Below are 14,368 nucleotides of genomic sequence, written 5' to 3' on the forward strand. Positions count from 1 at the left end.
AGTTTTCGTTTGGTCACTCAGTAAACATCGATAAATCTTTTGTCTATCAACTACGAGTGCCCACACAGATTGCATAGGTCAAATTGTTAAAGAACGTTGACTTGAAGAAGCGTTGCTTCTCACCGTCAGGGCTGCGAATTTTACGCTGCCGGGCGATGAAGTCAAGAAGAAATTTTGAGATTTTTCAGCGTTGCTTTCGCAACCCTCAAAACACCTTGTTGACTCACCTCTTCACCGCATTTTTCAATGCCTTGGTGAGGAAGTTTTCGCGTTTCGACTTGGTCGGCGCTTCCTTGTTGGGAGCTGCTTGCCGTGTCGATGGGGCGCATTATAGGGAGGTCTCGAATTCTGGCAAGGGCTTTTTTAAACTTTTTTGTAGAAAAGTCATCGTTTGAGTATCTTTTGCGCGAAAGGCTTATTTCCACACATTTTACCCACATCAAGCCCACAAAAAGCTGTGGGTAACTTTTAAAATCGAGGGAAGCACCTGGATATAGATAAAAGAAAAGAGGCCTATTGGGCCTCTTTATGTTCTTACTCTTTAAGCTTGTCTTTATTGCACAGCTTTTATTTGTTCGTCTTCGACTATCAGTTTCACAGGTAAGCCTGGTTTCACTTCTCCGCGAAGAATAGATTGTGCCAATGGGTTCTCGACACTTTGCTGAATGGCGCGCTTAAGTGGGCGAGCCCCATATACCGGATCAAATCCCGCATCCGCGATAAGCGTTAGCGCTTCGTCAGTGACTTCCAACTTCAGGTCACGCTCAGCCATACGTTTTGCCAAATGCGCAAGCTGGATACCGGCGATAGACTTGATGTGCTCCTGACCCAATGGGTGGAAGACCACAGACTCATCAACTCGGTTAATGAACTCTGGGCGGAAATGTTTGCCCACCACATCCATCACCATGGCTTTGATGCCGTTGTAATCAAGTTCACCAAAATGTTCCTGAATTCGATCAGAACCCAGATTGGAGGTCATGATCACCACAGCATTGCGAAAATCAACGGTACGCCCCTGACCATCCGTCAGACGGCCATCATCTAATACCTGTAGAAGAAGGTTGAAGACATCTGGGTGCGCCTTCTCTACTTCATCCAATAGAATGACAGAATAAGGACGACGGCGAACTGCTTCTGTCAGATAACCGCCTTCTTCATATCCCACATAGCCAGGAGGTGCACCCACCAGCCTAGCTACTGAATGTTTCTCCATAAACTCTGACATGTCGATACGCACCATGGCGTCGCTGCTGTCAAAGAGAAACTCTGCCAGTGATTTACACAGTTCTGTTTTACCCACACCTGTTGGACCAAGGAACAGAAACGAGCCAATCGGGCGATTCGGATCAGCAAGGCCTGCACGGCTGCGACGAATAGCGTTTGCCACCGAGGTGACAGCCTCTGATTGACCAATCACCCGGCCATGAAGCTCATCTTCCATCTGAAGTAGCTTTTCTTTCTCGCCTTCCAGCATCTTGGCGACAGGAATACCGGTTTGACGGGATAGCACTTCTGCAATCTCAGCGTCGGTCACTCGGTTTTTGAGCAGAGTCATTTCCTGCATTTCCGCCTGACTTGCCAGATCAAGTTGCTTTTCCAGTTCTGGAATGCGGCCATACTGCAGTTCAGACATGCGGTTAAGGTCACCTGCACGACGTGCGATGTCTAAATCTGTGCGTGCCTGCTCTAACGCACTCTTGATGTGTTGCGTGCCGGAAAGCGCTGCTTTCTCTGCATTCCACACTTCTTCCAGCTCAGCATAGTCACGCTCTTTCTCGTCAATTTCACTTTGCAGGGATTCAAGACGCTTCTTACTTGCTTCGTCGTTTTCTTTAGCTAATGCCTGTTGCTCAATCTTGAGTTGGATTAAACGACGCTCTAATCGATCAAGCTGCTCCGGCTTGGAGTCTATTTGCATACGAATGCTCGACGCCGCTTCATCAATCAAATCGATGGCTTTATCCGGCAGCTGTCTGTCCGAGATATAGCGATGAGAGAGACTCGCAGCAGCAACGATCGCGGGGTCAGTAATTTCCACCGCATGGTGAAGCTCGTAACGCTCTTTAAGGCCACGCAAAATAGCGACGGTGTCTTCAACCGTTGGTTCATCCACCAGCACTTTTTGGAAACGACGCTCAAGTGCCGCATCTTTTTCCACATACTGACGGTATTCATCTAATGTGGTGGCACCAACGCAATGAAGTTCGCCACGCGCCAATGCAGGCTTAAGCATGTTGCCCGCATCCATCGCTCCTTCTGCTTTACCTGCACCCACCATAGTGTGGATTTCGTCGATAAAGAGAATGACGTTACCTTCTTCTTTCGCCAGTTCATTGAGAACTGACTTCAGGCGTTCTTCGAATTCACCACGATATTTCGCACCGGCAACCAGCGAGCCCATATCGAGAGAGAGCACACGTTTATTACGCAGCCCTTCAGGTACCTCACCGTTCACAATACGCTGCGCCAGACCTTCAACAATGGCGGTTTTACCCACGCCTGGTTCACCAATGATTACTGGGTTGTTCTTGGTACGGCGTTGTAGCACTTGCACGGTGCGGCGAATTTCTTCGTCACGGCCAATCACCGGGTCGAGCTTGCCCTGCTCGGCTTTTTCAGTCAGGTCAATGGTGAACTTTTCCAACGCCTGACGCGCTTCTTCCGCGTTAGGATCATTGATAGCCTGACCACCACGCACTTTATCAATCGCGTCTTCCACTTTCTTGGTTGTCAGGCCAAGACTTCTGAGTAATTCACCCAAAGCACCTTTGTCTTCAACGGCAGCCAGAATAAAAAGCTCTGAGGAGATGTATTTGTCTTTACGCTTCTGGGACAGCTTGTCACACATATTGAAAAGCATACCCATGCTGTGCGAGAGCTGGACATCGCCGCCAGTGCCGGTCACTTTCGGTAGCTTGTCGAGCAGCTCACTCAGACTGGAGCGTAGTTGAGTCAGATCCACATTCAGGAGCGTCATCAGAGGACGGATGGTGCTGCTGTCCTGATTGAGGAGAGACACCATCAAGTGCACGGGCTCGATATACTGATGATCGCGCCCTAAAGCCAGTGACTGAGCGTCAGAGATGGCTAACTGGAATTTGCTGGTAAATCGGTCAAGGCGCATAGCCTCCCCCCTTTAATAATTTCGATAATAGCTTTGATGCTGCTTAACGAAAAAATGGGAGCGGCGGCGGCTGATTTCAAGTTGAGTGGCGAAATTTTTGTCGATTTGGTTAATCGCGTTCTGTACCGATCCAGATACAGCTGGCCTGACGGCCTGTACGATTTTCTCTACGGTAGGAGAAGAAGGTTTCCGGAGCAGAGACTGTGCAGTGTTCTCCGCCATAAATCTGGGTCACACCTGCGGCTTGAAGTCGCTGCCTTGCCAAGAGGTAGATATCTGCCAACCAACGATCGTTGTGTGGCTTAAACGCTTTTTCGGCGGCTACATCGTGCGCCATAAACTGCTCGCGCACTTCGCTACCCACTTCAAAAGCGTCAGAGCCGATGGCAGGGCCAAGCCATGCCATCACTTTACTTGGCTCATCAAACTTACTGAGCGTTTGTTCTAACACACCGTTGGCCAAACCGCGCCAGCCAGCATGTGCCGCCCCCACCTGTGTCCCCTCTTCATTACAGAAAAGCACAGGAAGACAATCGGCAGTCATCACCACACACACCTGCCCTTGAGCTCCCGTAAAGGCGGCATCGGCATCCGGCACCTCATCAACGGCCAAAGGCAAAGTCACGACTTCTGTACCATGAACTTGATTCAACCAGGCTGGAGATGTCGGCATCGACATCACTTCTGCCAGTGTTTGGCGGTTTTTCACCACGAAATCACTGTCATCGCCCACGTGATCACCTAAGTTCAGGCTATCAAAAGGAACAGGGCTGACACCACCTTGGCGGGTGGTGCTCACAGCTTTAATCCTTGAAGGCGCGGGCCAGTCTGGCGTGATCCAATCCATGATCAGTAGTCCTCGTCTCCGTGCTCTAAGGTGTCTGCACGCAGTACTTCAGTCAGTTTCACCATGTCATCTGGGATTGGTGCGTGCCATTCCATCATTTCTTTAGTGGTAGGGTGTTCAATACGCAGCATGACAGCATGAAGTGCCTGACGGTCAAACTGACGCAATGTCTGGATCAGCTCATCACCCGCATTGCGTGGCGGACGTGGACGACCACCATAAAGCTGGTCACCTACCAGAGGGTGGTTCAGATATGCCATGTGAACACGGATCTGGTGCGTACGGCCGGTTTCCAGACGAAGACGCAGACGAGTGTGCGCGCGGAAGTGTTCAACCACACGGTAATGCGTAATCGCTGGTTTACCGAGCTCCTGAACAGCCATGTGTGTGCGCTTGGTAGAGTGACGGCCGATTGGCTTTTCAATCATGCCACCGCCTGTCATGTTACCCAGTGCAATCGCTTCGTACTCACGGGTGAACTTCTTACGCTTTTGCAGTGCGCGAACCAAACGTGTTTGGGTCGGGATATTTTTCGCTACCACCATCAAGCCGGTGGTGTCTTTATCCAGACGGTGCACGATACCCGCACGCGGTACTTCAGCGATATCCGGGTAATGGAAAAGTAGCCCGTTCAATACGGTACCGTCAGGGCAACCGGCACCAGGGTGTACCACTAAATCACGCGGTTTATTAATAACGATAATATCGTCATCTTCATAAACGATGTTCAGTGGAATGTCCTGCGCTTCCCAACGCTGTTCATCTTCGATTTCTGCCTGAACGACGATGGCTTCACCACCCATCATTTTCAAACGTGGTTTGTTGACGATCTCACCATCGACGCTTACTTTGTCGGCCAGAATCCATTCTTTGATGCGTGATCGGGAATAATCCGGAAACAACTCTGCCAATGCCTGATCCAGACGCTGACCCAGTTGATTCTCATTTACTGTGCTGTTTAACTCTAACTGCTGTGCCATAACGAACTTTTTGATTCTCAATGAGACTAATACCAAGTGGTATTGATGTAAGCCCTCGGGCTCAGTCACGTTTACCAGTTGGTATTATATCTGGTCGATGGGTAGAATAGCCCACAATCGCGCCATTGTAGCTTTTTGCGGCTGTCTCCGTAATGGCAAAGGCTGAAAATATTCTTTCAAGGAAGCAACTGTAGTAATGAAACGCCTTACTTTATCCTCTTTACTTGCTATTTCCCTGCTGGCTGGATGTTCAAGCACGGAAGAAGTTGTCCCTGATATTCCGCCTTCTGAGCTGTATCAGGAAGCGCAGGTTTCCCTTAATGAAGGCAGTTGGAACACCGCAATCCAAAAGCTTGAAGCCCTGGACTCACGCTACCCGTTTGGTGCCTACTCTGAGCAGGTTCAACTAGATCTGATTTACGCTTACTACAAAAACGACGATCTGGCCTTGGGTGAGGCCACCATTGACCGTTTCATGCGTATGAACCCGGGTCACCCTGAGATGGATTGGGTACTCTACATGCGCGGCCTGACCAACATGGCGCAGGACAGAAGCTTCATCCACGACATGCTGAATATGGATCGTGAAGATCGCGACCCCGAGCCTGTGCGCCGTGCGTTTGTGGACTTCCGCCGTCTGCTGGATCGATACCCGGACAGTGATTACGCCGCTGATGCAGCAAAACGCCTTGTCGCCCTGAAAAACCGTCTGGCAGATTACGAACTGGCCACCGCCGATTTCTATGTTCGCCGTGAAGCTTGGGTTGCTGTGATCAACCGTTGTCAGCAAATCCAGCGTGATTTCCCAGACACTGATGCGGCGAAGAAATCTCTTCCGTTGATGCTTAAAGCCTATGAAGAGCTGAAACTGGAAGAGCCTGCTCAGCGAACCCGCGAGTTAATGAAACTGAATGGTGTGGATGCCTAATAGCGCCGCCTTCAAACAGAAAAGAAAAAAGCAGCCTGATGGCTGCTTTTTGTTTATTTGGGTGTGAGATTGTTTGTCCGGGAGAAATAGTGAACTGCTGCATTCTTCGCCAAAGCCTTCTTTAGCACGAACAAAGTCCCTAACGTTCAGTGTTCGTTAGCGACCTTAACCTCTTCATCTTGCACCACTTCTTTTGCCCGATTCAAGCACTTTCCGGACTTTTTAAACCGAAGTTAAACACAGGATCACAAATCCCCTGACCAATAAAATTTCGCGACACAAAAGTGATCTATATCACATTATTTCCTCTCCAGAAACGTAATCTGAAAGTGAGCCCAGCAAAGGGCAAGCAAAAGAGGAAACATCTATGAGAGTAGAAATTACTGGTAAAAACATCGACATCACTCCTGCCATTCGCGATCGCATTACGTCTCGTTTTGAAAAGCTAGAGAAATGGCAAGTCGCTCTCATTAACCCTCATGCTGTCATCAGTGAAGAACCAGGTAACAAATTCAAAGTAGAAGCTGGCGTGTCTATGCCAGGTGCAAAATTGATTGCCTCCGCTGAGCATGAAGATATGTATGCCGCCATCAATGAAGTGGGCCAGAAACTGGAGAAACAGCTAAACAAACAAGCCCACAAAGGCGAAGCACGCCGCGCAAGCCATGCAGGTGTGGAAGTACCGGAAGAAGAATCTGAAGCTATCTAATCTATCCAGAGGATTAAACCAGTCAGCCCCGCCAATGCGGGGCTGATTCGTCTTGACATGACAACGCCGTCCCAATATGGTTGAACAATAATTGAACCAACAAGATAAAGTATCGATGTCGCAAACCACTTCGTTTTTCTTTCGCTTCTTTTTCCGCTTCTGAAGAGGTGGGGCGTAAGGGCGAGCATCGATAACGACAGATTCCCGAAGGCCTCCCTCAGAAAGGGAGGCTTTTTTGTTTTGGGCGCTGAATAATGAGTAGGAACAAGGAATGAGTAAACCAACATTGTCACTTGATGAAATACGGGTGAATGTCAGCCGTATCGATCAAGAGCTGCTGTCACTGCTGGCAGAACGACGTAAGCTGAGTCTTGAAGTCGCTAAAAGCAAAATCCAAACCCAAAAGCCCGTCCGTGATGTTGAACGTGAGCAGGCTCTGCTTGAGAAGCTGGTTGCCAATGGGAAATCCCACGAGTTGGATCCACAGTACGTCACCAAAATTTTCCACACCATTATTGAAGACTCTGTGCTCTACCAACAGGCATTCCTGCAACGCCTTGCCAACCCAGACAATGAACAACCGCTTGCCCGCGTTTCTTTCCTCGGTGGCAAAGGCTCCTACTCCAATCTGGCGACCCGCAACTTTTTTGCACGTAAACATACCAAGCTCGCGGAGATCCAGTGCTCAAGCTTTAAAGAAGTGCTGGAAATGGTGGAAACCGGCAATGCCGATTACGGCGTACTGCCGATTGAAAACACCAGCTCAGGTTCGATTAATGATGTTTACGACCAACTTCAGCACACCCGCTTGTCTATCGTCGGAGAGATCACCCAGCCGATTGAACATTGTCTTCTGACTGCAGTAGACACGCAGATTGACCAAATTGAGGTGCTTTATTCGCATCCACAGCCGCATCAACAATGCAGTGAGTTCGTGCGATCTCTGGGCAGTGGTATTAAGCAAGAGTATTGCTCAAGCACCGCGGAGGCGATGAAAGAAGTCGCAGCCATGGCCCAACCAAATGTGGCTGCGATTGGTAATGCGGCAAGCGGTGAACTTTATGGTCTGAAACCGCTGAAGTTCGGCATCGCCAATCAGCAGGAAAACCACACCCGCTTTATCGTCGTCGCACGTAAGCCTGTAGAAGTCACTGCGCTGATCCCAGCCAAAACCACCTTTATCATGTCTACCGGACAATCTGCCGGCTCCCTAGTCGAGTGTCTGCTGGTGCTGCGCAATCACGGCATCAACATGACCAAACTGGAGTCACGTCCTGTGCTTGGCAACCCATGGGAAGAGATGTTCTATGTGGATGTAGAAGGCAATATGCGTACGGATGTGATGAAAGAAGCATTGGAAGAGCTCACCAAGATCACCCGCTACATTAAAGTTCTGGGCTCTTACCCGATTGAGAACGTTGCTCCAACAGAAATCGACGTTTAACGATACTGAATGCTAGAGTCTGTTGACCCTAGAAACAGAAAAGGAGCCAACTGGCTCCTTTTGTTTTATCTCGTGCAGCTTATACCAATCACAGTAGGTAGATGATCAGAAATAGCGTAGGAAAAATGCTCGAGAACAAGGCGAAAAATTTCGATAAGTAGTTATTCTACAATCAAATTTTTCAACGCAGTTATCGAGCATTTTAACAAGCTAGGATGAGCAGATATTTACTACGATTGGTATTAACCGCGGTGCGTGGTGTCATTCGCCTGACGAAGCAGGTTCTGACTTTCTTTCATAAAGCGCGGAGCAAAGTCGCCGAACCAGTTTTCCACCTGGCTGAACGCCTGAACAAAGCCTACTTTGTCTTGCTTATCGAGCAGGTTAATCGCCTCGCCAAAACGCGCATGGAAACGCTTAATCATGTCGATGTTTTGCGTCGAGGACATAATGATATCCCCGTAAAGCTGGGCGTCCTGAGCAAACAATCGGCCCACCATCGCCAGTTCAAGGCGGTATATTGGCGAGCTAAGCGCTGTAAGCTGCTCCAGATTCGGATTCTCTTCTGCCAGATGCAGACCATACACGAAAGAAGTGAAGTGGCGTAGCGCCTGGATCAGCGTCATCCCCTGATCATGCTCAATCGCGCTGATACGGTGCAAACTCGCACCCCAGATGCGGAATTGCTCAAGCAGCCATTGGTACGCTTCCGGATTTCGCCCGTCGCAGTACACAATCACCTGTTTAGCCAGACTCGAAATATCCGGACCAAACATAGGGTGCAGACCCACCACAGGGCCTTTGTGTGATTCCAACATGGCCTGCAGAGGTTCACTCTTAATGGAAGTCAGATCCACCAAGAGGCAATCATCGGGCAACGTGCCTAATGAACGAATAACACTGTCAGTTTTATTGATAGGCACGGTGACAACCACCATGCCTGCATCAGAGAGTATTTCTTCAGCCTTGTCCCAATCTTTCGAGCCCAATACCTTAACGTCATAGCCAGACAGTCGGAAAAGCTTGCAGAACACTTTACCTAACTGGCCATGACCACCCACCACCACGATAGAACGCAGATCTGGGTTCAGGCATTTAAATCCAGAATCGTTTTCACTGGCGTAAGATTCGCGCATGGTGCGACGAAGAATATCTTCAATCAGATCCGGCGGAATCCCGCGAGAAGCCGCTTCTTCACGACGTGATGCCAACATAGCAGCTTCACGATCCGGCGCATAAATCGGCAAACCGTGTTTGCTCTTCACCTCGCCAACTTCCGCGACCAATTCCAGTCGGCGTGCCAGCAACTCGACCATTTGTTTGTCGACTTCGTCAATTTGATCCCGAAGTTGGGTCAACTCTGCAACCATGTGGCTTAATGTCCTTGTAAACGCTGTTCCAGGAAAGGTGTCAGTTCATCATGGGCACGGCGCAGCAGGTTTTCAGTATCCTGCCAGTTGATGCATGCGTCGGTAATAGACACCCCGTAAGCCATCTCTTCACGCGGCAAGTCCGCAGACTGATTGCCTTCGTTGATGTTGCTCTCAATCATCAAACCAATGATGGATTGGTTTCCTTCACGGATTTGGTGGAACACATCTTCAGCAACAAGTGGCTGACGACGGAAATCTTTTCGTGAGTTGGCGTGGCTGCAGTCTACCATCAGTGAAGGCTCAAGCCCTGCCCCTTTCATCTCATTTTCGCATTCTGTCACCGAAACTGAGTCATAATTGGTCTGCTTGCCACCACGCAGAATCACATGACCATCCGGGTTGCCCTGAGTTGTCAGCAGCGCAACCTGACCTTCTTTGTTAATTCCCATGAAACGGTGACCAGATGCAGCCGCCTTCATTGCATTAATGGCCGTTGCCAAGCTGCCATCAGTACCGTTTTTGAAGCCAATTGGCATGGAAAGGCCACTCGCCATTTCGCGGTGAGTTTGAGACTCAGTCGTACGCGCGCCAATCGCCGCCCAACTGAACAGATCGCCAATGTATTGCGGGCTGATTGGGTCCAAGGCTTCTGTTGCCAGTGGCAGACCCATGTCAGCCAGTGTGATAAGCAGTTCACGGGCTTTGTGAAGACCTGCCTCTACATCGAAAGAGCCATCCAAATTTGGATCGTTGATGAGTCCCTTCCAGCCAACCGTGGTGCGTGGTTTTTCAAAGTAAACTCGCATCACGATGTAAATCTGATCGTTCAGGGTTTCTGAAAGCGCCTTGAGGTTTCTCGCGTATTCAATCGCCGCATCAGTATCGTGAATCGAGCAAGGACCACACACTACCAAAAGGCGGTGATCTTTCTTATGGATGATATCTGCAATTTCCTGACGCGCTTTTGAAATAAAGGCCAGCGTCTCTTCCTTTACAGGTAGCTTGCTGCGCAGTTGGTCAGGGGTAATCAGAACCGTTTCGTCCTGAATGTGTACGTTAGTGAGCAGATCTCTTTCCATGACATTTTTCCTTTCTGAATCTATTTTGCGCATTGAATGGGTATTTATCACGCAACTGCCCATACAATAACAATCTGAGAGATGAATGCAATAGATCGTAAAGATAAAATAACATCGTAAATTTATATTTACATAGCGGTGTAAAGGTCAACTTAAAGGCTATATCACTGACTTCACCAATCAGCATATTGGAAATGCTTTTGTAAACCATAACGTACAAAACAGAAAAAGGCCTTTCGAAAAGGCCTTTTTGCTTGGAGTTGCTATTTTGATAGGGGCTGTTGACCTTTGGTGATGATTTTTGCAGCAGTTTGTGGGAGTTTTATGCAAGGCAGAGGCTTCGATGTGTAGCTAGCCTACACGAGAAGCCGATAACGCAGCAGAAATTCCCCACAAACGCTGCCCGAAGGGTTCGACTGCGCATCCCGTACTTTGCTTAGAATGACTAGACGGCACACACCTCGCCGCGCATAAACGCTTAGAACTAGAACAAAATTCAACCGCCAAAGGTCAACAGCCCCTGGGTCAATCAGAAAGTCTGGTCAGCTGATTGGAAGTCCTCAAAACCTCTCTGCCATTGCATCTGAAAGCGAAGACCATCAGGTCTGTTGGCACACACACCCAAATACTGCATGCCCGACAAACCAATGTCATAGGCATTGTCTAGGCTGCAATAGCGATCAACACCTTCCGCATAGCCAGACTCGTAATCGCTCACATCGACATTCTGTCCACCGGCACGCTGTGCCAGTTCATTCAGATCAGACATTGAACGGGAAGGGATACCTCTAAGACCGTCCTGCTCACCGACTGCCTGCCAATCGCCTTTCTTTACCAAAGACTCTGCATCTCCAACGGATGCGCAGCCAACGATCATCAACGCAACCAGTGACACCAAGGATTTTTTAAACATCCTGTGTTCCTTAAGATTGATTTGGAAAGTGTCACTATATACCGATTCAGTGGAAAGGTGCAGAATTGGCGTCATGCATTTTCTTTTAATCCCTTGAGCTTAAAGGAAAGTGCCACAAACAAGACACCAAAAATAAACGCGTACATCGCAATCACCCAAATGAGTGCCATCGCACCCGCAGCGGGATTAGACATCAAAAAGCCACCGAACAGAATGGAAATAATACCTCCGAGAATGAGTAGCCATTCACCAGTGATTTCTTTCCTAAGCCTGATCGCGGCGATGATCTCCAGAACGCCTTTCGCTATCGCCCAAATGGCGATGTAGAAAAGCAAGGCAACCGCAGTGAGTCCCGGCACAGTAAACGTCATAATCCCGGCCGCGATCCCGACAACACCCCAGAGCATTAGTACCACCCAGTTATCCCTTTCTTTGCGCTCCATAATGGCTGTCCACACCTGAAGTGCACCGTCCACAAACGCAAAAATACCGAATACCAGAATAAGCGTTTCAACCGACTCTTCCGTCGGCAAGGTCCAGAGCATGAAGCCGAAAATGATGGACGCAATACCACGCAATAACAACACCCACCAATTTCTCGATAGCGCTCCAACCAACTGTTTTTGTAGCGTGTCTGTTGGTTCCATTGTTTTTTCCTCTCATTATTATTTTGGCGAGACGCCGCCGAACACCAGCGTTCAGCATGTTGAGAGTGAAGCGCGATTTGGTTGACTGTGATGTGCTAAGTTTGCAACCCAGTATGAAATGGTTAGCTTATGGAACGCAGCGCAAATTTCTTTTGGAGAGGAATGAAGAAGTGCAGCCCAGGACTCAAGCTGCACGGATATACCCAGACAACCAAAGGATTAATCCAACAATAGAGCGCGAATATCTGCCCAAGAAGCAGCAGTAAAGGTTGGCTCAATACCTTCTGGTTTCACTTTTCCATCAACATTCAGCCAGCCAGTGTCGATACCCGCATTGATGCCACCAAGAATATCGGAATCTGCATTATCGCCAATCATCAGCACACGCGCTTTATCAGGGTTGCCCATCTTATTGAAGGCATGATCAAAGATAGCGACATCAGGCTTAGCAAAGCCAACTTGCTCTGAAACAACCACCAAGTCGAAGAATTCCTGAAGCCCTGTTTTCTCGAGGCGGATTTGTTGAAGCTGCACAAAGCCATTAGTGATGATACCGAGTTTGGCATGTTGCGCCAGCAAAGGCAGGGTTTCACGCACACCTTCCAAAGGTTCACAAACATCCGCCATGGCATCGAGAAAGCGACAGTTAAGCTCAGCCGGTGAGATATCCAAGCGTTCAGCCCACACAAGAAAACGGTCTTCTTGAAGCTGCTTCGCTGAGATTTCACCGTTTTGGTATTTCACCCAAAGCGGCTTGTTGACGGTCTGATACTCTGCAAAATCCTGTTCGGTAAAGTTAACGCCTAAGGTTTTGAACATCGCTTTAAGGCCCGCGAAAGCGTCGAATGAAAAAAGGGTCTCGTCAGCATCAAATAAAATCCAGTCGTATCGCATGCGTTACTCTCCTAAATTAACGACTTATTTTAAAAAACAAGTGAAAATCACACAATCGATTATGTCCAACGGTCCGAGACATTCAATAAGGTAGACAAAACGCGAAAATTATCGGCGTGAGGTTGTTTTCTATGTGGTTGAAACACTCAACAGGAAAGATCTAAATCTCCTTGCATACAAAAAACACAGCGATATGCGTGTTTTAACAGTTGGAATACAAATCTAAGACTTATCCAATAGGACTGTGAAGGAAATACCATAGAAAGCAGGAAGCGAAAGAAAACCCGCTCCGCTGCCAATGGAGTACAAGGGAGCAATACCTGCTAATCCATTTGTATAAGAGATAGGATGTTGTGATGAAAAAACATATACTCGTAGTCATGCTTATTCAATTAATTCTCACAGGGTGTTTTGCGACAACAACGGTTAAATTTGACTCCAATAGCCATAATCCCGTAATTTCTGAGAGCAACCTAGCCGATCCACATGTCATTAAGCATAACGGCGTCTATTACATGTACCCCACCTCCAACGGTCGAGGTTCACCCGCTCGTCTATATGTATACTCGTCAAGCGATCTACGCAATTGGACCAAGCATAACGTTGCTTTTTCCAAAGGAGTAAATGAACTCTGGGCTCCGGATGTTTTCTACCATGAAGCGACGGACACCTTTTACATGTATTACACCCAATCTAACAGCTATACAGACATCAAAATTGGCATCGCCACATCAAAAACGCCATATGGCCCTTTTGACGACAAAGGTATTTTAACTGACGGTATCGATGCTCACATATTTCAGGATGATGACGGCCAGATCTATTTTTATTGGACTAAGGCTCCCGCAGGTTTCCTCGGACAAGGGCCCATAGCTGTCAGAAAAATGGACCCTCTTTCTCCAACACGCTTCATAGGTGAAGAAAAGATTGTTATTAGAGCCAATCAGGGATGGGAGAATATTTTCACAGGATCACCTGAAGCCATGTTTAAATACATGCCGATTACCGAAGGAGCCTTCATAGTCAAACGCAATGGGACATATTACATGCTGTATTCCGGCGGCTTTTTCGCTTCAGTGAATTATTCTACGGGTTATGCGACATCTAACTCGCCCATGGGCGATTTTACCAAATCAGCGAAAAATCCTATATTGAGTGCCTTCCGCCAGCAGGGTTTATCAGGCCCAGGTCATGTTGCAGTCGTAGAAAACAATAATGGTGGACTGTCTATTATTTATCATGGGAAATCTAAAGGTGAGTATGTTGAGGGAGGCGGTGATAGGTACATCAGCGAAGATACTCTCTGGTTTGACGAAAACGGTGACATTCAAATAGGAACCAGCTTTCTTAATCCAAACCGGTTGTAAGTATTCCACCTTCATTCATCTTGCGAGTATTCTGATAGCTATGTTTTTGCTTTTTGAAAG

General features: G+C 48.2%; 13 protein-coding genes. 4 read left to right on the top strand and 9 right to left on the bottom strand.

The features are described from left to right. Positions 1–161: 161 nt before the first annotated feature. The 4 genes from GMA8713_RS27220 to rluD form a co-directional block, all read right to left on the bottom strand. The gene (locus GMA8713_RS27220) at positions 162–425 is read right to left on the bottom strand and encodes a hypothetical protein (protein ID WP_157515459.1); all 264 of its coding nucleotides are present in this window, start codon (positions 423–425) and stop codon (positions 162–164) included. Positions 426–553: 128 nt separating this feature from the next. After that, positions 554–3,127, bottom strand: a complete 2,574-nt coding sequence (gene clpB, locus GMA8713_RS03060; protein WP_002540049.1) for an ATP-dependent chaperone ClpB — start codon at positions 3,125–3,127, stop codon at positions 554–556. 109 nt (positions 3,128–3,236) lie between these two features. Next, the gene (gene yfiH, locus GMA8713_RS03065) at positions 3,237–3,974 is read right to left on the bottom strand and encodes a purine nucleoside phosphorylase YfiH (RefSeq protein WP_062705629.1); all 738 of its coding nucleotides are present in this window, start codon (positions 3,972–3,974) and stop codon (positions 3,237–3,239) included. A 2-nt stretch (positions 3,975–3,976) separates the two neighbouring features. Next, on the bottom strand, positions 3,977–4,954 hold the full coding sequence (rluD, locus tag GMA8713_RS03070; RefSeq protein ID WP_002540051.1) for a 23S rRNA pseudouridine(1911/1915/1917) synthase RluD: 978 nt from the start codon (positions 4,952–4,954) through the stop codon (positions 3,977–3,979). A gap of 196 nt (positions 4,955–5,150) precedes the next feature. On the opposite strand from rluD, the gene bamD reads away from it, so the two are divergent. The 3 genes from bamD (at position 5,151) to pheA (ending at position 8,035) form a co-directional block, all read left to right on the top strand. Next, positions 5,151–5,882 (top strand): outer membrane protein assembly factor BamD, encoded by a 732-nt coding sequence (gene bamD / locus GMA8713_RS03075; RefSeq protein WP_002540052.1) that lies wholly within the window; start codon positions 5,151–5,153, stop codon positions 5,880–5,882. A 367-nt stretch (positions 5,883–6,249) separates the two neighbouring features. After that, positions 6,250–6,591 carry a ribosome hibernation-promoting factor, HPF/YfiA family gene (gene hpf, locus GMA8713_RS03080; RefSeq protein WP_002540053.1) on the top strand — a complete coding sequence of 114 codons (342 nt, stop codon included), beginning with the start codon at positions 6,250–6,252 and terminating at the stop codon, positions 6,589–6,591. Positions 6,592–6,862: 271 nt separating this feature from the next. Then, the gene (gene pheA, locus GMA8713_RS03090; protein ID WP_002540054.1) at positions 6,863–8,035 is read left to right on the top strand and encodes a prephenate dehydratase; all 1,173 of its coding nucleotides are present in this window, start codon (positions 6,863–6,865) and stop codon (positions 8,033–8,035) included. 242 nt (positions 8,036–8,277) lie between these two features. Here the strand turns inward: pheA and tyrA are convergent, their stop codons facing one another. From tyrA to yjjG, 5 genes are all read right to left on the bottom strand, one after another. Next, on the bottom strand, positions 8,278–9,405 hold the full coding sequence (tyrA, locus tag GMA8713_RS03095) for a bifunctional chorismate mutase/prephenate dehydrogenase (RefSeq protein ID WP_062705633.1): 1,128 nt from the start codon (positions 9,403–9,405) through the stop codon (positions 8,278–8,280). Between the two features lie 5 nt (positions 9,406–9,410). Beyond that, positions 9,411–10,487 (bottom strand): 3-deoxy-7-phosphoheptulonate synthase, encoded by a 1,077-nt coding sequence (locus GMA8713_RS03100; protein WP_002540056.1) that lies wholly within the window; start codon positions 10,485–10,487, stop codon positions 9,411–9,413. A gap of 529 nt (positions 10,488–11,016) precedes the next feature. Next, complete coding sequence (locus GMA8713_RS03105; protein ID WP_062705635.1) at positions 11,017–11,400, bottom strand: DUF2799 domain-containing protein; 384 nt, start codon at positions 11,398–11,400, stop codon at positions 11,017–11,019. Between the two features lie 71 nt (positions 11,401–11,471). Then, positions 11,472–12,047 carry an HdeD family acid-resistance protein gene (locus GMA8713_RS03110; RefSeq protein WP_062705637.1) on the bottom strand — a complete coding sequence of 192 codons (576 nt, stop codon included), beginning with the start codon at positions 12,045–12,047 and terminating at the stop codon, positions 11,472–11,474. 219 nt (positions 12,048–12,266) lie between these two features. Then, the gene (yjjG, locus tag GMA8713_RS03115; RefSeq protein ID WP_062705639.1) at positions 12,267–12,941 is read right to left on the bottom strand and encodes a pyrimidine 5'-nucleotidase; all 675 of its coding nucleotides are present in this window, start codon (positions 12,939–12,941) and stop codon (positions 12,267–12,269) included. 356 nt (positions 12,942–13,297) lie between these two features. On the opposite strand from yjjG, the gene GMA8713_RS03120 reads away from it, so the two are divergent. Then, positions 13,298–14,308 (top strand): glycoside hydrolase family 43 protein, encoded by a 1,011-nt coding sequence (locus tag GMA8713_RS03120; RefSeq protein ID WP_062705641.1) that lies wholly within the window; start codon positions 13,298–13,300, stop codon positions 14,306–14,308. The last annotated feature ends 60 nt before the right edge of the window (positions 14,309–14,368 follow it).

The sequence above is a fragment of the Grimontia marina genome (genome assembly GCF_900060185.1).
GTDB lineage: Bacteria > Pseudomonadota > Gammaproteobacteria > Enterobacterales > Vibrionaceae > Enterovibrio > Enterovibrio marinus.